14 protein-coding genes are annotated in these 19,441 nt (G+C 34.2%); 11 read left to right on the plus strand and 3 right to left on the minus strand.

The features are described 5' to 3' along the window. Nucleotides 1-237: 237 nt before the first annotated feature. The 3 genes from J6D32_RS07115 (at nucleotide 238) to splB (ending at nucleotide 9,558) form a co-directional block, all read left to right on the plus strand. Complete coding sequence (locus J6D32_RS07115; protein ID WP_287467471.1) at nucleotides 238-7,107, plus strand: NPCBM/NEW2 domain-containing protein; 6,870 nt, start codon at nucleotides 238-240, stop codon at nucleotides 7,105-7,107. A gap of 155 nt (nucleotides 7,108-7,262) precedes the next feature. After that, nucleotides 7,263-8,411 carry an AI-2E family transporter gene (locus tag J6D32_RS07120; RefSeq protein WP_129821763.1) on the plus strand — a complete coding sequence of 383 codons (1,149 nt, stop codon included), beginning with the start codon at nucleotides 7,263-7,265 and terminating at the stop codon, nucleotides 8,409-8,411. 127 nt (nucleotides 8,412-8,538) lie between these two features. Beyond that, nucleotides 8,539-9,558: a spore photoproduct lyase gene (gene splB, locus J6D32_RS07125; RefSeq protein ID WP_006785019.1), complete on the plus strand. Its 1,020-nt coding sequence runs from the start codon at nucleotides 8,539-8,541 to the stop codon at nucleotides 9,556-9,558. 35 nt (nucleotides 9,559-9,593) lie between these two features. On the opposite strand, the gene J6D32_RS07130 is transcribed toward splB, so the two are convergent. Both J6D32_RS07130 and J6D32_RS07135 read right to left on the minus strand, forming a co-directional pair. Further along, nucleotides 9,594-9,761: a hypothetical protein gene (locus J6D32_RS07130; protein WP_006785018.1), complete on the minus strand. Its 168-nt coding sequence runs from the start codon at nucleotides 9,759-9,761 to the stop codon at nucleotides 9,594-9,596. Nucleotides 9,762-9,870: 109 nt separating this feature from the next. Next, the gene (locus J6D32_RS07135) at nucleotides 9,871-10,926 is read right to left on the minus strand and encodes an LCP family protein (RefSeq protein WP_006785017.1); all 1,056 of its coding nucleotides are present in this window, start codon (nucleotides 10,924-10,926) and stop codon (nucleotides 9,871-9,873) included. Nucleotides 10,927-11,148: 222 nt separating this feature from the next. Here J6D32_RS07135 and J6D32_RS07140 point away from each other — a divergent pair, with 222 nt between their 5' ends. After that, complete coding sequence (locus J6D32_RS07140) at nucleotides 11,149-13,554, plus strand: U32 family peptidase (RefSeq protein ID WP_006785016.1); 2,406 nt, start codon at nucleotides 11,149-11,151, stop codon at nucleotides 13,552-13,554. 106 nt (nucleotides 13,555-13,660) lie between these two features. Next, nucleotides 13,661-14,326 carry a DUF421 domain-containing protein gene (locus J6D32_RS07145; protein WP_055166230.1) on the plus strand — a complete coding sequence of 222 codons (666 nt, stop codon included), beginning with the start codon at nucleotides 13,661-13,663 and terminating at the stop codon, nucleotides 14,324-14,326. Nucleotides 14,327-14,354: 28 nt separating this feature from the next. Here the strand turns inward: J6D32_RS07145 and J6D32_RS07150 are convergent, their stop codons facing one another. After that, entirely contained in the window at nucleotides 14,355-15,089 is a 735-nt protein-coding gene (locus J6D32_RS07150) for a tRNA 2-thiocytidine(32) synthetase TtcA (RefSeq protein ID WP_006785014.1), read from the minus strand. Between the two features lie 158 nt (nucleotides 15,090-15,247). Between J6D32_RS07150 and J6D32_RS07155 the strand changes: the two genes are divergently transcribed. The 6 genes from J6D32_RS07155 (at nucleotide 15,248) to J6D32_RS07180 (ending at nucleotide 19,014) form a co-directional block, all read left to right on the plus strand. Beyond that, nucleotides 15,248-16,147, plus strand: a complete 900-nt coding sequence (locus tag J6D32_RS07155) for a hypothetical protein (RefSeq protein ID WP_006785013.1) — start codon at nucleotides 15,248-15,250, stop codon at nucleotides 16,145-16,147. 112 nt (nucleotides 16,148-16,259) lie between these two features. Continuing rightward, nucleotides 16,260-16,460 (plus strand): alpha/beta-type small acid-soluble spore protein, encoded by a 201-nt coding sequence (locus tag J6D32_RS07160; protein WP_155225079.1) that lies wholly within the window; start codon nucleotides 16,260-16,262, stop codon nucleotides 16,458-16,460. A gap of 143 nt (nucleotides 16,461-16,603) precedes the next feature. After that, the gene (locus J6D32_RS07165) at nucleotides 16,604-16,957 is read left to right on the plus strand and encodes an arsenate reductase family protein (protein ID WP_006783172.1); all 354 of its coding nucleotides are present in this window, start codon (nucleotides 16,604-16,606) and stop codon (nucleotides 16,955-16,957) included. Next, entirely contained in the window at nucleotides 16,957-17,274 is a 318-nt protein-coding gene (locus J6D32_RS07170) for a thioredoxin family protein (RefSeq protein ID WP_006783173.1), read from the plus strand. The genes J6D32_RS07165 and J6D32_RS07170 overlap by 1 nt, the downstream gene beginning before the upstream one ends. 79 nt (nucleotides 17,275-17,353) lie before the next feature. Next, complete coding sequence (locus J6D32_RS07175; RefSeq protein ID WP_006783174.1) at nucleotides 17,354-17,890, plus strand: DUF402 domain-containing protein; 537 nt, start codon at nucleotides 17,354-17,356, stop codon at nucleotides 17,888-17,890. Nucleotides 17,891-17,898: 8 nt separating this feature from the next. Beyond that, complete coding sequence (locus J6D32_RS07180; RefSeq protein ID WP_055166224.1) at nucleotides 17,899-19,014, plus strand: aminopeptidase; 1,116 nt, start codon at nucleotides 17,899-17,901, stop codon at nucleotides 19,012-19,014. Nucleotides 19,015-19,441: the final 427 nt, after the last annotated feature.

A 19,441-nucleotide genomic window follows, 5' to 3' on the forward strand; every position in this document is an offset into this window, starting at 1 on the left:
GAGACTATGCTAGCCAGTTGCCGAAGAAAATCTATTCTTTGTTCGTCATAAATTGATTAAAACTAACATGATGTTGATTAGTTATGAACTTTTTGTGGTGCTTAAATTAGATGGTAACTACCCTTTAGGGTAGTTTTTTGTTTTCTTAGGCAGGAATAGTTTTCTTAGTCACATAAGAGGCGAATATTCCATTATTTTATTGAATAATCCTTAAAAATTTTCCAAGGGGGACGAAGTATGAAAAAACAACTATCAGCTATTTTAGCAGTATCATTGATAGCATCTAACTTTTCACCAATGATCGACATTTATGCTAGTGAATTAGCAAAAGAAACGGTAGTCGATTTAAATGAATCAAAAAGTATGCAAAGTGTTACAGCAACAATTACGCCATTTACCTTAACAAATTATCGTAACTTTGAATCGTATAATGAACAATTTAAAATAGCAACTAGTCAAATTAAATCGATTACGAATAACGGGGGACAGTATTCATCAAGTTCAATTGATAAAGCAATTGATGGAAATTTATCAACTCATTGGGAAACCGGAAAGCAGAATAATTCTTCCTTTAAAAATGAAGTTGTCTTTGAATTTGAAGAAGTTGAATCCATTAATCGTTTAATCTATGCGACTCGACAAGATTCAGCAAAAGGTAAAGGATTTCCAACTGAATTCGAAATTTATGGTTCTTTAAGTGGAAGCGATGAAGATTATCAATTATTAGTAACGGGAGAACATAAAACAACAGGAGATCTTTTAGAATTTAAATTTCCAACGATGACAGTAAAAAAAATTAAATTTGTTTTTAAAGAAGCTAATCAAAATTGGGCGAGTGCTTCAGAATTTTGGTTCTATAAAGAAGATGCTATTCTTGAACAAATGAATGAAATGTTTACGAATGAATCAAAAAATGAATTAAGTTCCCATGTTGATACACTTGAAAAATTAAATGAATTCGAAGCCACAGTGATGAATCATCCTTTATACGATGAGTATAAAGAAGATTTTAATAATGCACGAGTTTTACTTGAGAGTATGGAAGTTGTTTATATGAATGCGATTGTATCTAAATTCACTTCATTAGCGGATGAACGATTAGAGGCATATGACGAGTTATATAAAATTCCTTCTGAAAAAATTACAAGTATTACAACAAATGGTGGGCAATACGCATCGAATGATATTACTAAAGCAATTGATGGTAACTTCAATACTAACTGGCATTCAGGAAAACAAAATACATCAACTCATACAAATGAAGTGATTGTGACCTTGGATGAATTAACAACAGTTAACCGAATCATGTATACCAATAATCGTTCACGCGGTTTTGCTCAAGAATTTGAAATTTATATTTCAAAAACTAGCCAGGGAGAAACGTTTGAAAAGGTAACCAGTGGACAAATGTCAATTGATACGAATCATACGATGGAAATATTATTTAATCCAACAGAAGCACGTCGAATTAAATTTGTGTTTACTAAGGGATATGAAGATTGGGCAGTTGCCTCTGAGTTTGGAATTTATAAACAAGATAGCTTATCAGAAATGATGAATCGATTATTCGTTGATCCTTCAATGAGTGAAATCACTCCTGAATTTGGAACTCTTGGTGCACTTAATTCCTTGATCGAATTATCAAAAAATCATCCATTTGCGGACGAATATCTTGAAAAATTAAATTTAGCAAAAGAATTAATAGAATTTGGTGTTATTCAATCCGGAACATCAAACGTGTCAAAGTTTACACCTTTCTATACGGATTATATCAATCAGTATGATGAGCAATTTCGTGTAAACATTTCTAATATTAGTAATAATGGTGGAAGTTATGGTGGAGCAGCAATAAATTATGCGATTGATGAAGATGTAACAACTCACTGGGAGACAGGAACCCCTAATAGTGAAACATTTAAGAATGAAGTCGTATTAACTTTAGATAAAGCAACCGAAATCGATCGTTTAACCTATAAGGCGAGAACAATTAATAAAGGATTTCCAACCAAGTTTAGTATTTATATTTCACCGGTCGGATCAGGGGATAATTTCCAAAAAGTTTCAGAAGGTGGTTATACTGTTACAAATGATATGTTAGAAATCAAGTTTGATTCGACCAAAGCAAAACGTATTAAATTTGTCTTTGAAGAGGCTTATCAAGATAGACCATCTATTGGAGATATTCGCGTTTACAAAGAAGATACTGTCTTAAATCAAATGAAAAACTTATTTACGGATGGATTAATGGATACCGTATCTGAAGCGTATAATACGATTGAAAAATTAGCAGTGTTAGAAGCAGAGGTTGAAGGACATCCGTTAGCAACTGTTTACTTAGAAGAGATTCAAATTGCAAAAGATATTTTGAACGGGGAGTTACAAACTATTAAAACAGTTGTTGCCGAACAGCATGGGGATCGTAATGCTCACGCCAGTCAAAATTTAAAATTTGGATTCGGGGATAACTTCCAATCAACAGGAATTGTTGCTTTAGCAGGTAAAGAAATTACAGTTTATGTGGATGCAGAGCCTGGACAACCGCTACCACAATTAGTTTTTTCACAGCAAGAAGGAAGTTTTGCAAATTGGGGAAGAACAGTTAGCTTACATATTGGGAAAAATGTTATTACAGTACCGACAGTTTCACAAAATGATGGATGGTATAATCATAGTGTGACCCCTGGTGGTGCCGTTTATATTTTAAATCCATATACAGAGGAACAACAATCTAAAGCTCCTATTATCCGATTCGCTGAGGGGGTTGAAAAATTCCCAATGATGGATGCTAATACAAATGAACAAGAATTTTTAGACTTACTAAAAGATTATAAAACTCGTCTAGATGCAGATAAGGCCGCTAATCCAGATGTAATGGATCGTCAAATGATTGATGTCGTTGAAGTTGTTTCTGATCACCTAGTATTCACTGGGACAGCAACGGGGGCTTATACAGCGTATATCGAGCAAGAATTTGGCCCAATGAATACCGTTAATATGTACAATGATCATATGGACATGGTATTTGATTACTTAGGGTTAGACGGAAGTAGCCTGCAACATGATGTGAAGTATACACGTGAAAATATCCGTTTAGCACAACCATTTGGATATATGTATGCAGCAGGAAATCATATCGGTGTTCAAAGCGATGTGATGGTTTCAATGCTAACGAGCATTGGTGGATGGGGTGTTGACCATGAAATGGGGCACCGTTTAGATATTGGCGTTCGAACAATTGGAGAAGTGACGAATAACATGATTCCTCAGTTCTCATCATATTATTACAATAAACCAAATAAACGAATTCCATTTGAAAGCCACGTTTATAAAAATGTAATTGCAACAGATAATAACGCCTATTATGCAGGTGGATATTTTGAACAATTAGCAGTATTTTGGCAACTTGAAATGATCTATCCAGGTTATTGGGGGAAATTAAATAGCCTGTATCGTGAAAATAATGTCGTGTTAGATTCGAGTAATACAGCTAATGATAAATTAAATCAATTAGCTAAATATTCTAGTATTGCTTTAGAGTTGGACTTAACGGAACATTTTGAACGCCATGGATTCTTCGTGTCAGATGAAACAAAAGAATTCACTAGACAATATGAAAAACCAAATGTGAAGACTTGGTACGCTAATTATGATTACATCGAATACGAGGGAACGGGATTTGATGATAATGTCACCACAGCACTCAATCTATCGACATTATCAGATCAAATTAAACTCACATTCCATGTTAATCAAAGTGCCTCAAATGATGTCATGGGATATGAAATCTTTAAAAGTGGCGAATTAATCGGATTTACCTCAACTAATAGCTTTATTGATACCGAGGCCGTTATTGGCGAACAAGTTGAGTATACGGTTGTTGCTTATGATAAAACATTACACACAGCAACCCCTGTTAGCATTCAATCGCTATCACCATCGCTTCATGTACAGCAAGAGACATATACCATTAAACTTCACGAATCATTCAATCCAATGGACTTAGTGAAGGCAACAAACTATCTTGGAGAGGATATGACGGATTCAATTGTTGTCAGTGGAGCCGTTAATACGGAAGAAAAAGGAACTTACTCAGTTGAGTATACAGTCGAAGATCACGGAGTAACTGCAACTAAAACGATTCTTGTAATCGTTGTAAGTGACTATGATTACTTATCAGATTTACAGTGGTCAGACTCTAAGTTAGGTTATGGAACAATTCGTAAAACAGATATTAAAGGTCGTGTGAATGGAGACGTTAAAAACTTTGAAAATGGACTTCGAATTCATGCAACATCTAGTGTTACCTATGATTTATCAGACTTAGACTATGACTATTTTGAAGCCTTAGTCGGTGTGGATATGACCATCGTTGAACAAACCAATTCAAGTATTAAATTTGTGATTAAAGCCGATGGAGAAGTTGTAGCGACAACGAATACATTACGTCATGCTGATAATATGGTGGCGATTAAAGTTCCAATTCAAGGTGTAAATGAATTAGTAATTGAAGTCAATGATGCCGGAAATGGAAATACAAGTGATCATGGGGTGATTGCTCATCCTATTTTAACAACAAACAATGCTAAACCAAGCTTAACGGTGATGGATCAAACCTATTACTTAGGAGAAGCGGTTGATTTTAGGGCAGGATTAAATGCCACTGACGCAGAAGATGGAGATTTAACAGAGGAAATTGAAATCATTTCAAATAACTTTGAAGAAAATAAAGTGGGACGCTTTGAAGTGACTTACCGAGTTAGTGACAGCGATGGTAATAAGGTGGAAAAAACGGCTTATGTTGTTGTGTATGAAGATTTTACAGTAATAAAATCAAAATACGGTCAATTTAGTCAATTAGCAGCGTATAACGAAATGTTTAAAATTCCAGTCGCATCAGTTTCTAATAATGCCGGACATTATGGAAGTAGTGTGATTGCAAATGCAATAACATCAGATTTAAATGCGCATTGGGAAACAAATTCACCAAACAGTCCAACCTTTAAAAATGAAGTCGTGTTCGATTTAGGAACAAATTCGGATGTCGCAACGATGACGTATGCGGGGCGTCGTGGTGGAAAAGGATTTGCAACAAAATTTGAAGTTTATGTTTCAAGTGAAGCAACAGGAAATGACTTTATCTATGCCGGAGCAGGAACCTATACAGGAAATACTAATGATGTCATTCAATTCACTTTAAATCGTCAAGACGTTCGTCGTGTCAAATTTGTCTTCGTTGAAGCGAATCAAGGGTGGGCATCAATAGGAAATGTTTCATTCTATAAACAAGATGAGATTGCGAAAAAACTTCAAACTCAATTATTTACAGATGAAACACAAACAGAAGTGGCTGAAGCTTATAATACGTTTGAAAAGCTAAATGCTTTCAAAGAAGAAATTCAAGCAAGTTATCCAGCCTATGAACTATTTGAAGCCTACTTTGTCAAAGCAGAACAAGTGTTACAAGCGAAACTTCCTGTTTTAACTGTTGAAAAAGATATAGCGGTTAAAGTTGGGGAAACATTAGAAAATATAGCAGGTATTTATCAAGCCATCGATCAAGAAGATGGTGATATAACACCGTCTGTCATCGTGAGTGGATTAGAAGGCATCAACTTTAATCAACCAGGAGTGTATAGCATTCATTATAAAGTTGCAGACTCTGATGGTAATACAGTTGAAAAAACGCGCCATATTTCGGTTGTCAACTTAGAAGACTTCGACTACTTAACAGATTATGATTGGACTTCAGCTAAACAAAGCTATGGAAGTACAAAAAAAGATCAATCGGCAAGCTCAAATACATTACGCTTAACAAACGAAGATGGAACGGTTGCAACTTACGAACGAGGAATTGGAGCCCACTCAACGGCAACAATTATGTATGACTTAAGTGACAAAAACTACGATATTTTCTCAGCATATGTTGGGGTAGATCGTGCCATGCATGGAAGTGTTGGAAGTGTACAATTTGAAGTCTTTGTTGATAATGAATTAGCCTTTGATAGTGGGGTCATGAATTCACGTGATGCTAAAAAATATGTTGAAGTTAGCATCGCTGGAGCAAAACAACTTAAACTAGTCGTTAAAGATGGTGGAAATGGTGATGGATCAGATCACGCCACTTGGGGAGATACAAAACTACATTTTGCCAACAGTGAAAGTGTGGGAATTGATCGAACACAACTCGATGATTTACTAACAAGCATCAGTGAGTTAAATGCAAACCATTATACAGAAGCATCTTGGAGTGAATTAATCTCGGTTGTCACAAGGGTTAATGAACAATTAGCAGCGGGTTATACGCAAGAAATTATCAATGAATTAACAAATCAATTGGCACAAGCTTTAGAACAATTAATTGTGGCAACAAATTACGAATTATTAATTGAGTTAGTAGAGCAGGCGAACCTGATTGATTTAGAAGGTTATACAGAAGAAAGTATTGCCCTTTTACAAACGACTATTAATCAAGCAATGGAGATGCTTAAGGCGAATGATAGTCAACAAGCAGACGTCGATCAAATGATTGAAAAACTGCAATCCGCAATAAATGGATTAGAAGAAATAATCGATTTAACTCAAGTTATTGAGTTTGAAGATTCAATTTTAAAATCAGCTATCATTAGCCAATTAAATTTAGCAACAACAGAGATTACACTAGGGGATTTATTAAAATTAACTGAATTAAATGTGAGCTCTTCTCGTATTTCTAGCCTAAAAGGATTAGAGTATGCAAACAATCTAGAGACATTAGATATTTCATATAATGAAATTAAAGATTTGTCTCCATTATCTTCATTAACAAAATTGGTAAATGTTAAAATAGAATACCAAATCATCGAGGGTGGAATGTTAACCCCGCAAGATGGAAAAATTCAATTTAAATTCGATGTGATTAATCGAAAAGGTGAAAACCTATTGCCAATTTTATCTTTAAGAAATAATCGAACCTTCGAGGAGACGACACTTGAAACGATGATTGATGAGAATGGATTTATTACCATTGATGTTAACACATTAGACTCTGGTGTTTATACACTTTATGTTGGCTTCATTGATCACTTTGATGATTTACAACTTCAAGTTCTTTATATGTTCGAAAAGTAAAATCTAACAAATAACAAAAAAGAATCCAACTATTGGATTCTTTTTTGTTATCACTAAAGTAAATTGGATGAAATAAAAAGACAATTTAGATTTTATTTATCTTCGATTAAATGGTAAAATTGGTTTAATATTTTACGTTAGAAAAGAGGAATCACATGTTTGCACATCTAAAAAACAATAAAAAACTCCTATACAGCATCATGGCCTTTACCGTTGGATTAGCTTTGATTCTTGCCTTCAATCTCATTCAAAATCTTCAATTGATCATCGCAGCTATCAAAGAATTCATGGCTGTCATCACCCCTGTTATCATTGCATTTGCGATTGCCTACATCTTATGGAAACCAACCGTATTCGTCGAAAAAAATCTCCAAAAAATGACTAAAAAACTTATGAAAAGGGACCTTTCATCAGGTGCTTCACGAGGAATCAGTCTTTTAATTGTTGTCTCTCTCGTTGTAATGCTAATTTTATTATTATTTAATACGATTATTCCGCCTATTATCACCAACCTAAAACTACTAGTCGACTCAATTCCAGCTCTGCATCAGACCTTCAACAAATATATAGATGACATTAGTCCATATATTCAATCTTTTATAACAGAAGAACAAATTAATGAAATCACACGTGCCATTACCAACTTATTAAGCTATATCGCAACCCAAATCCTTCAATTTGGAACCGGCATGATTACAAATATGACAGGATTTATTATTAGTGTCTTAACAACCATTATCCTATCCATTTACTTCCTTAAAGATAAAGAAACACTAACAAGATCAGTCTACAAAGCCGGACAAACCTTACTCACACCAAATGGACTCAAAAGAAGCCAACAATTCCTAAAAGATTTAGATGCCGTCTTTGGTGGCTTCTTAATTGCCCAGCTTATTGCTGCCATTTTGGCAGGGATCTTCTCATCCCTTATTTTAATTGCCATCGGTCATCCCTTTGCACTACTCGTTGGACTCGTTACCGGTGTTGCTAACGTTATTCCCTATGTTGGACCAATACTTGGTGCCGTACTAGGAGGTCTTCTTGGGCTCTTCTCAAGCCTTAAGATGGCCATATTATCTCTCGTCTTACTAACTATCTACCAACAACTTGATGCCAACGTCATCCAACCTAAACTTCTAAGCAATAGCGTTGGACTCAACCCAGTCTGGGTTCTTATCGCCATCTTAATAGGTGGACACTATCTTGGAATGCTTGGAATGATCGTTTCGATTCCATCAGCCGCCCTTTTTCAAATTTATATGACACGTCGCTATAACCGCCTAAAAGCGGCCAATCGAATCTAAAAAAAGAGGATGTATCCCTAATGGATACATCTTTTTTATTAAATTGATAAAAACAAGCATCTTCCAACTAAAAAAACAAATACTTTACAAAAATCGATAAATACTAAGCATTAGGAGGTGAAGTATCTTGTTTATTCCAAAAAAAGTTTACATCGAAAAAGAAGCATTAGACTATAAACTAGGAAAAGAATTGCAAAGACAGTTCTTAGAACATGGAGTTCCAGTTGAAATATTAGAAAATAATCGGGTCAATTTTTTAAGGGGGAAAACTCCACAAGAAAAATACGAAACCGGAAAACGAGTTCTCGTCGTTGGTGTCAGACGAACACTCGAATTCCAATCATGTAAACCATCTGCTCACTATCAACTTCCACTCGTTACCGGATGCATTGGAAAATGTGAGTACTGCTATTTAAATACTAATCTAAAAGATAAGCCATTTACTCGTATTTATGTCAATGAAGAAGATATTCTCAAAAAAGCTAAACGCTATATCCAAACTGGGAAGTTTAACCCAACTATTTTTGAAGGATCTGCAACCTCAGACCCTGTTCCAGTCGAACCTTATACCCATGCTTTAGAAAGAGCCATCGAATTCTTTGCCAAAGAACCAAATGCCAGATTCCGATTCGTCACCAAATTTACCGACATCGATAACTTGCTCTTCCTAAAACATAATGGCCACACCGAAATGAGATTCTCAATTAACACGGATACGGTAATCGAAAGCTTTGAACACTCTACACCGCGTGCAAAACAAAGAATTGAAGCTGCTAGAAAAGCCATTAAAGCCGGATATCCAGTCGGTTTCTTAATCGCACCCGTTTTTATCTATCCGCACTGGAAAGAAGACTACTTAATGCTCATCAAGATGCTAAAAGACTATCTCCCAAAAGAAGAACTAAAAACCCCCATCACTTTTGAAATCATCTCCCATCGCTACACCCCAACAGCCAAAAACCACATCATGCAAATTTTTGAAGAAACGAAACTACCAATGGATGATGAAAAAAGAACCTATAAATACGGACAATTTGGATATGGAAAATACGTCTATTCAAAAGAAACCATGGCTGAAATCAAAGAACTCTTCGAATTCGGACTTAGCCATCTAGAAATTCCTTACGAAATCAAATACATCATTTAACAATAAAAGAGACTATCTCGCTTGAGTAGTCTCTTTTACTTATTTACTTTACCTTGAATGAAATTCATCTTGAACGCTTCATCTACATAATCACTTGACTTGTGATGAGTCGCTTCCTTCGTCACGCCGACCCATTTCATATATGCCCATTGAACGAGTAGGAGAGGGATTGCAACCATTGAAATCGCCAGAAGAAAATACATAGAAATTCCTCCTTCATCATTTGGCTTAAAGATATTATAGTATGATTATCTTCCAGCGTATATTCAAAAGATTCGACAAAAAAAGCGATCTCATAAGAGACCGCCACTTTTATTTGATACCCGTATTATTAATAATTTTCTGATTATAAGTTGCAACCGTACTAGATGGTTGATAGTCAGACATTTCATAGACAATATCATGCCATTCAATAACATTGTCGCTTAATGTACGAGGAACTAAATAATAAAGACCATCATTTAAAATTCCACCATAACTTAACTCCGTACTTGGAAGTTGTAATTGTTCAACATCTGTAACGCCACTCATTAAGAATTGAGTTCCAAGAGAAATAATCTCATTTGTTGTTAAATTTGTTTGAATATATGGTAAGAAATCATCCACTAAACCGAGTAGTTTAACTTTATTATAACTCATTAACTTTTGCATCGTTAACGTAATGACATGTCGTTGACGCTCCATACGTTCATAATCTCCGTTACCCACCTTACGGATACGCATATACGCAACAGCTTGACGACCATTTAATGTCTGCACTCCAGTTCCATCAATTAAGTCTGCTGGCTCACCACTAACTTCAACATTCATTTCTGCAATGACACGATTTAATTCAGTCAACTCATAATCTTGGATATCAACCTCAATCCCGCCTAATTTATTGATAATATGCTCAACGGCATTAAAGTTAACCGTCACATACTTTTGAATATCTAGGTCAAAGTTTTGATTAATCGCCTGAACAGCAAGAGTTGCCCCACCATAAGCATAAGCATGTGTTAATTTTTCAAAACCATGTTGTTCATTAATATAAGCATAAGTATCGCGAACTAATGATGTAATATAAGCTTTATTTGTTTTGTTATTAAAGGATAAAACCATCATCGCATCCGAACGCGTATTTTCATAAGCATCCTCGCGTGAATCCACTCCAAATAATGCGATATTAGTTACCCCAGAACCTTTTTTGTTACTTAAAACCTCTTCAGAAATTGTTAAGTCATTTAGTTGTTGACGATCAAGCTTCGATAACATAAAATGTGCCCCGACATAACCGGCCCCAGCTAAAATTAATAATACTAATACCATTATAAGAAAGCTTTTTAAACAACCGTACTTCTTAGCACGAGCATCTTTTGCCTTACCCATTTTCTTCACCTAGTTTCTATAGTTTATATAAGTAGTCTCAGAATAACTACATAATTTTATAATAGACGACAGTAGAATACAATTAATAGTATATTAATTTTTACAAAATTTATATAAGTAAATCCTAACTTTAACTAAAAATCTATTAACAGGTCATTGGTAACTAAAACTGAATTATGTTACAATGAATGAAAATAAAAGTTGAAAAATGGAGCGGATCATATGTCTACAATTGAATTATTAGCACCAGTGGGTCACCGCGAAGGATTACTAGCCGCCGTTTCAAATGGTGCAGATGCCATCTATGTGGGAGGATCTGCATTTGGCGCGAGGAAAGAAGCAGCCTTTTCAAACGAAGAACTAATTGAAACAATCAAATACAGTCACCTACATGGTGTCAAAGTTTACGTTACTGTGAATACGACAATTTTTGATGCAGAACTCGAAGCCTTACAAGAATATATTCACTTTTTATACCTAAACGACGTTGATGCGATCATCGTTCAAGATATCGGAGTCGCTCATCTAGTCAAAGAACTATATCCAGACTTCGAATTACACTTCAGTACCCAAATGACACTTCATAATACAAAAGGAGTAGAATTTGCAAAATCATTCGGAGCAGACCGAGTTGTCGTTGCCCGTGAAAATACACTAGAAGAAATCAAAGCGATGAAACAAGCCGTTGATATCGATTTAGAAGTCTTCGTACACGGTGCCCTTTGTGTTTGTTACTCAGGACAATGTTTAATGAGTAGTATGATAGGAGCACGCAGTGGAAATCGTGGTGCCTGTGCCCAAACATGTCGTCTGCCATACGAACTAGTAGACCTTAAAAGTGGTGAAACACTGGATTCAAACGTTGGAGACTTCATCTTAAGCCCACGCGATTTAAAAACAGTTGACCATATTGGAGAACTAATTGAAGCGGGAGTAACCTCATTTAAAATTGAAGGTCGCCTCAAAAAGCCAGAATATGTTGCAACAGTTGTCAAAGCCTACCGAGAGGCGATTGACCAATACCTAGAAAACAAAAAAGTCAAACTATCAAAACAAACCCATGCCGACATGGACCAAATCTTCAGTCGCGGATTCACAAAAGGATTCCTGTTTGGTGAAAAAGGTCTCAACTGGATGAGTGCTGACCGTCCAAACCATAAAGGAATCAAAATTGGAGAAGTGGCAAACGTCAAAGGAAAACGCGTAACCCTCAAACTCACGTCAGCCTTAGAAGTAGGAGATGGACTACGATTCGTCGGACAAAAAGATCAAGGACTTCAAGTACAAAAAATGTTTGTTAAAGGCCAAGACGTCAAACTTGCCAATCCAGGTCTCGTTGATTTAGACTGCCCATTCCCTGTAACTAAAGGCATGCCAGTCTACAAAACGACATCCGTTTCCCTAGCAAAACGTGTGGAAGTCACTGAGAAAACAGTTCCTAAAATCGACATCTATGGAGAAGTTAGTGCTAAACTTGGAGAACCACTGCGTATCATGGTTTGGGATGACGCTTCAAACATGGTAACCGTTGAAACGGAAGAACTTTTCGAAGCTGCAAGTAACACCCCGCTTTCAAAAGAACGACTCAAACAACAGCTTGAAAAAACAGGTAGCACGCCATTTAAGTTTGGTTACTTGAGCGTGAATATGGATGAATCTGTGACCATGCCGATTTCTGTGATTAATAAAATCCGTCGCGAGGTGCTTGGGCAACTAGAATTAAAACGTAGTCGCCACTTTGAAACACGTGAAAAAACACACGTCACTCTCACGAATCCACAACCTGCAAAACATTCAGAAACGACAACACTTAGCGTTAGTGTAAGAAACCTAAAACAGTTAAAAACAATCCTTGAACGCCAAGACATCGAAACCATTTATTATAAAGAAATTAAAACATTAAAAAAGGCAGTGGAATTAGCACAACAATACAATAAAACCATCATTCCGCAACTTCCACGCATCATTAACGATGAAGAAATTAAAGAAACAGTTGAGATTCTGGAATCATTACCATTACAAACCGTTATGTTAGGTGAATACGGAATGCTAGAGGCACTAAAGGATTCAGGATACAACCTAATGAGTGATTTTGCTTTCAATAATAATAATGTGCAAAGTATCGAAGCTTTAAAACAATTGGGAATCACTCAAACGACTTTATCTTATGAAATCAACCAAAAACAAATACGTACACTGTTAAAATACGCCTCTTTACCAGTAGAAGCAATAGTCTTTGCACGAATTCCGATGATGATTACTAAACATTGTCCTGTGAAGCTTTTAAACCAGCCAAACCAAGAATTCTGTCGCTTATGTCTAACCACACCATTTGGGCTACGCGATCGCAAAAACAAAATTCTTCCACTGCTTCGCACAGGAAACTGTATCACAGAAATTTTTAATTCACAGCACTTAATCCTCATCGAATTCTTACAAGAGCTTCAAAAAATGGGAGTCTCTAAATTCCGTTTAGAATTCACAAATGAAACAGAAGCAGAAATGCATCAGGCGATTACTGCTTATCAAACAGCCTTACAAACAAAGAATATTGATGTTGACTGGCTAGAACAGTATAAACAAACACAAGATTATACAAAAGGACACTACCATCGAGGAGTAGAATAATATACAAAAAAACAGCATGATTTTTATGCTGTTTTTTTGTATATTATAAAGAATTTAATGCCAAAATAATAATTATAAGAAAAAGTATAGAATGAGGTTGTTTTAGATGATGGAAGTTTTAGCTTCAATATTGTTAGCAGCATTTTTTTATGTTGTCATCTTAGTTTGCTATAAAATAATGGGTAAAAGAGAACTAAACCAACTAGGTGCGGTCGATGTTGTTATTAATATCTTAATTGCTAATATAGCAGCTTCGGGTATCGTTGAAGAATCTTTTTGGGTTGATGCCTTTGGCGGCGTTGTCATGATTGTAACACTCCAAGTTCTAATGTCAAAAATTCAGTTACATAAAACAAAGGTACGTGACATTGTAGATGGAGAACCCTCACTTATTATAAAAAACGGTAGAATCGATTACTCTGAGCTTGGGAAAATACGCATTGATTTAGATGACTTTATCATGCTACTTCGCACTCAAGGTGTAGTTAATCCAGAAGATGTTCAGTATGCCATTATTGAAAAGAATGGTAAACTCATTGTGTTTGAAAAAAAATTACCAACAAAAGTTTTCCCTCTTCCCCTTATTGTATCAGGCTCAATTAAAGAAAAAGCCCTTCAAAGTTTTGGACAATCAAAACAATGGTTAAAAGATACATTGCGTAAACATGAAGTAACCAATCTAAATGAAATTGATTATTTATTTTATGAAGAACATAAGTTTATCATTTATACTCGTCAGGGAATGAATAAAATAAAAATCAATGAGCTATAAAAAAAGTGCAGTGATATTCACTGCACTTTTAAGCTTCTTTATCAGAAATGTCATCAAATAATGAAACACGATCTCCATTTGATAAAGCATTTAACATATTTTGTTTTGCCATTGGATAATCACGATACAATTTCTTTAACAACTGTTTAACATCCTCGCGCTTCGTATGCTTATCCATAGGACAAGTACTCGGCACAATCGGAACATGACGATTTGCCGCAGAAATAATATCATCCTCATAACAATAAACTAATGGACGAATAAAAGTAACATCAGTACGATCTAAATACATTTTTGGCTTAAATGTTGCCATGTATCCATTATACATCGTATTCATCACTAATGTTTCAACTGCATCATCAGCATGATGCGCCATTGAAATCTTATTACATCCAAGTTCAACACCTTTCTTAATTAAAATAGCTTTCTTGAACTTAGAACATAAAGAACATGGAATTTTTCCATTTTCGTCTGCATTTAATTGTAATATCTCATAAACTTGTGTATCTACTAAATGATATTCAATACCGTGTTCTTTACAGAATTCGACAACAGGATTGAAATCCATTCCTGGAAATCCAAGCTTTAATGTAATTCCTACTAATTCAAACTTCACAGGAGCAAATTTTTGATATAAATGAAGAGCATATAATAATGCCATACTATCTTTTCCACCACTAACACCGACAGCGACTCTGTCACCTTCTTGTATTAATGAAAAGTCTTGATCTGCTTTACGAATGCATCCTAGTACTTTTTTCATACGGGCTCACCAACCTTTTTAGCATACTCGGATGTCATTATATCGAATAAAAAATAAAAATACAATCATTTAAGCTCTAACATTTACATGACAATCGTCCGTTATTGGTAATAATATGATAAAATAGAAATATTAACAATTAAAAAGGGAGAATAATAATGAATAAAAAAATAATTATGGGTATTATCATTTTCATTCTTTTATTAACCCCCGTTGGATACTTCATTACGAAAACGGGATGGTATGAAAACTATCGACAGGCTCAATTCTTAGCAGCTGTTATTAATAATACTAAGAATCTGGAAACGTATCATGTTAGTTTGAATGTTAATTACGATATATTAGGATATCAAATGGAATTAAGCAGTGAAGGAGATGTTTCACAATCTGATTCAACGGTGTCGCATCTTAATTATTTGATTAGAATGAATGGCTATGGGGTTTCACCAATGACGGTTGAATTAGAGCAATATGCACAATGGTCGGCCCAGAATAAAATTTTATATATGAATTTAAATAGAGGGCAATGGTTTAAAGAAATAGATCCAACTTCAGATAAATATTATCAATATTTTGTTGATTTTAATAATCTTGATTATTTAAATCAAATTTATAAAGAAACAGTGAAAAATGAAAATGCAAATGATTTTGTGATATTAGAAGATAATAATGAACAACAAGTTATTTCAGTTTATGTTGATTTTTTAAAGGCTGATCAAATGATTCAAATTCTAATTGGGGAATTATTAAATGTATCACCTGATATTGATATTAACGCTATTTATCAATTAGCACCAAAGGTAAATTATATTTTTACAATCGATAAAGAAACAGAACGAGTTTTAGAGTATGAGCTATCTTATAAAGATGGAATTCAAGAAATCATTAAGCAACTTCAAACAGCATATTCTTCTTTTTTTGCAACAATCAGTGAAGATCGATTAGCAACTATGTATTTTGATTTGAAAGTTAAAATTAGTGACGGAAATAAAGGAAATAAAATTGAAATTCCATCTAATGTGGTTAATTCAGCTATATCAGTTTCAGATATAAGATAATCAATTTAAACTGCCGACTTAATAATCGGTAGTTTTTTTTATAAAAAAAACGTAAATGAATGTATTAATTTGTCGAAACGACACATATTAAGATTGTCAGGAGGTGAATGACATGCCAAATCAAACAAATAAATTAGTAGTACCTGGAGCACAAGCTGCAATCGATAACATGAAAGCAGAGATTGCAAGTGAATTAGGTGTAACTCTTGGAGCAGATACATCTGCTCGTCAAAACGGTTCAGTTGGTGGAGAAATTACTAAACGATTAGTAAAAATGGCTCAACAACAATTAGGATCAACAAATCAAAAATAACATTTAAAACCTTAAAAATATCAACACGACTACAAACTACAAAAAAAAACGATCACTAGTGATCGTTTTTTTTTGTTCTAAAAGTTTATACAACTGACATATAATCATATTTTGGGTATAATCATAAAAAAGGAGGAAAAAATATGAATATCTTAATTTATCCAAAGTGTAGTACCTGCAAAAAGGCAATTAAATGGTTAAACGATGAAGGTGTAAATCATACAGTTAGACATATTGTAGAGGAGCCCTTAAGTATAGAAGAAATTAAATCAATTCACGAGAAATCTGGTGAAAATATTAAAAAGTTTTTTAATACAAGCGGAATGAAGTATCGCGAGTTAAATTTAAAAGATAAATTATCGCAGATGACTTTAGAAGAATGTTATGCATTACTTGCTAGTGATGGCATGTTAGTGAAACGCCCATTAGCATATAATGAGAAGGATGTAACTTTAGGGTTTAAAGAAGATACATACAAAGATGTATGGAGTAAGTAATGAATTCTTTAAAGGAAGTTAATTACCCAGATTTAAAGGAATTATATAAAATTAATTCTGTTGTTGTGGCTTTAGCTCATACCCCAACTTGTGGAACCTGTGTTCTAGCAAAAAAAATGTTGTTCATAGTTAGTGAAATTTTAAAGTCATTACCTATTGTACAAATTAATTTGAATTATAATTCTGATTTAGCGATGAAAGAAGAAATTTTTTCTGTTCCATGTATCTTAATATTTAAAGATTGTAATTGTGTGGAAAAAATCTACGCTATAGAATCAGTTCCGAATTTATATAAAAAGATATCTTCTTATCTTTAATATCCAACTCATTATCATTGTATGGTAAAATAATACATGTATTAGGGAAATGTAATGATAGGGAAAGAAGGGATGAGAGGTGCATTCTCCAGAGATAGGGCAACATGTAGAAATTCATAGTTATAAGCATAATGGAAATATACATCGTATTTGGCACGAGACAACTATTTTAGACGCCTCTGATCAAGTATTAATTGGAGCTAACAATAAAACATTGGTCATGGAATCAGATGGAAGAACTTGGTACACAAGAGAACCGGCCGTTTGTTATTATTATACTGAATATTGGTTTAATGTTTTATGTATGCTAAGGAAGGATGGCGTATATTTTTACTGTAATATAAGCTCACCTTTTGTTTATGATCAGAAAGCTATTAAATATATTGATTATGATTTAGATGTAAAAGTATTCCCGGATTTTACCTATAAAATTTTGGATGAAGATGAATATAGAAAGCATAAGAGTGAAATGGATTATCCAGAGGAAATTCAATCAATTATTTATCAACAATTAGATATATTAATAGATATGATTGAAAATAGGCGTGGTCCTTTTGCACCTGGTTTTGCAGAGCATTGGTATTATGTATATAAAAATCGATTTATAAAAAGGTGAGTGAAAAAATGCGTGATCCAAGATTACAAAAGTTAGCAAAATCTTTATTGGAGTATTCAAATAAGATACAAGCAGGACAACATGTATTGATTAAGGGGAATTATTGTGCAAAGCCATTGATTAAAGAGCTTATTAAGGAGACATATCGACTTGGTGCTTTCCCACATACAGAAATTCTTGATGATGAAATTGGAAGAGAATTGTCACTGGGTAATACTGAAGAGCGTATGGAGAAGGTAACAGAGTGGCAGTTAGATAAATATAAAAATATTGATGCTTTTGTTTCAGTATTTGCAGATGAAAATGATTCTGAATATAGTGATGTGCCAACTGAGATTAAAGTCATGCAGGCACGCGTTGCGAAACCGGTTTCAAATTTAATTGTAAATGAAAAGCAATGGGTATTATTGAATTATCCAACTCCTGCATTGGCTCAAAAAGCGAAGATGAGTTTAGAGGCATTTGAGGACTTTTTATTAGATGTGTGTTTAGTGGATTATTCAAAAATGAATAAAGCAATGCAAAACTTGAAAAACTTAATGGAAAAAACAGATCAAGTTCATATTGTTGGACCAGGGACTGATTTGACATTCTCTATTAAAGGTATACCTGCGGTGCCATGCGCTGGAGAATGTAATATTCCTGATGGAGAGGTTTTTACTGCACCGGTTCGTGAAAGTGTAAACGGAACAATTCAATATAATACCCCTAGTCCCTATCAAGGAACTGTTTTTAATAATGTCAAACTAGAGTTTAAAGATGGAAAGATAGTTAATGCGACAGCGGATAATGATATCGAAAAACTCAATGAAATTTTTAATACTGATGAAGGGGCTAAATTTATTGGAGAGTTTGCCATAGGAGTTAATCCACTAATTAAACACCCAATGGGAGATATTTTATTTGATGAGAAAATTGATGGAAGTTTTCATTTCACACCAGGTCAAGCCTATGAAGGAGAAGCAGATAACGGAAATCGATCGGCAATTCATTGGGATTTAGTCTTGATTCAACGCCCTGAATACGGAGGAGGATCAATTTACTTTGATGATGTATTGATTCGTGAAAATGGACGTTTTGTTATTAAAGAGCTGGAATGTTTAAACCCTGAAAATTTAATATAGTAACAAAACACCCTTGGAGATATTATTTCAAAGGGTGTTTTCATTAGTAGGAGAATTTTTTTTAAAAAAATAAAAAAATGATTGACAGTTTTCGACAGAATGAGTATTATATAAAGGTGTTGAAAAACAATACCGTTCAAAATATAGTTTCAAAAAAATATTCTAAAAAATATTGACAGAAATTATGGTGTGTGGTAAGATAATCAAGTCGTCGAAAGAAGACAAAAAAAGAAATCGAAAGAATTTAAAAAAACTTCAAAAAAGTGTTTGACAGAAAGAGTTAAATATGATAAGATAATCAAGTCGCTGAAACAAGTGACAAAGAAGTTCTTTGAAAACTAAACAGAACGTCAACAAACATTACTTTAAGAAAATAAGTTTCTTAAAAGAAGCTTAGGATATAAACAAACTATTATGGAGAGTTTGA

The organism is Turicibacter sp., from assembly GCF_017941855.1.
Taxonomy (GTDB): Bacteria; Bacillota_I; Bacilli_A; order MOL361; family Turicibacteraceae; genus Turicibacter; species Turicibacter sanguinis.

What these genes read in the sequence shown, in the direction of transcription:
- J6D32_RS07115 (WP_287467471.1), top strand. Translation starts at nt 238, where the DNA reads ATGAAAAAACAACTATCAGCTATTTTAGCAGTATCATTGATAGCATCT.
- J6D32_RS07120 (WP_129821763.1), top strand. Translation starts at nt 7,263, where the DNA reads ATGTTTGCACATCTAAAAAACAATAAAAAACTCCTATACAGCATCATG.
- J6D32_RS07130 (WP_006785018.1), bottom strand. Translation starts at nt 9,761, where the DNA reads ATGTATTTTCTTCTGGCGATTTCAATGGTTGCAATCCCTCTCCTACTC.
- J6D32_RS07135 (WP_006785017.1), bottom strand. Translation starts at nt 10,926, where the DNA reads ATGGGTAAGGCAAAAGATGCTCGTGCTAAGAAGTACGGTTGTTTAAAA.
- J6D32_RS07140 (WP_006785016.1), top strand. Translation starts at nt 11,149, where the DNA reads ATGTCTACAATTGAATTATTAGCACCAGTGGGTCACCGCGAAGGATTA.
- J6D32_RS07145 (WP_055166230.1), top strand. Translation starts at nt 13,661, where the DNA reads ATGATGGAAGTTTTAGCTTCAATATTGTTAGCAGCATTTTTTTATGTT.
- J6D32_RS07150 (WP_006785014.1), bottom strand. Translation starts at nt 15,089, where the DNA reads ATGAAAAAAGTACTAGGATGCATTCGTAAAGCAGATCAAGACTTTTCA.
- J6D32_RS07155 (WP_006785013.1), top strand. Translation starts at nt 15,248, where the DNA reads ATGAATAAAAAAATAATTATGGGTATTATCATTTTCATTCTTTTATTA.
- J6D32_RS07160 (WP_155225079.1), top strand. Translation starts at nt 16,260, where the DNA reads ATGCCAAATCAAACAAATAAATTAGTAGTACCTGGAGCACAAGCTGCA.
- J6D32_RS07165 (WP_006783172.1), top strand. Translation starts at nt 16,604, where the DNA reads ATGAATATCTTAATTTATCCAAAGTGTAGTACCTGCAAAAAGGCAATT.
- J6D32_RS07170 (WP_006783173.1), top strand. Translation starts at nt 16,957, where the DNA reads ATGAATTCTTTAAAGGAAGTTAATTACCCAGATTTAAAGGAATTATAT.
- J6D32_RS07180 (WP_055166224.1), top strand. Translation starts at nt 17,899, where the DNA reads ATGCGTGATCCAAGATTACAAAAGTTAGCAAAATCTTTATTGGAGTAT.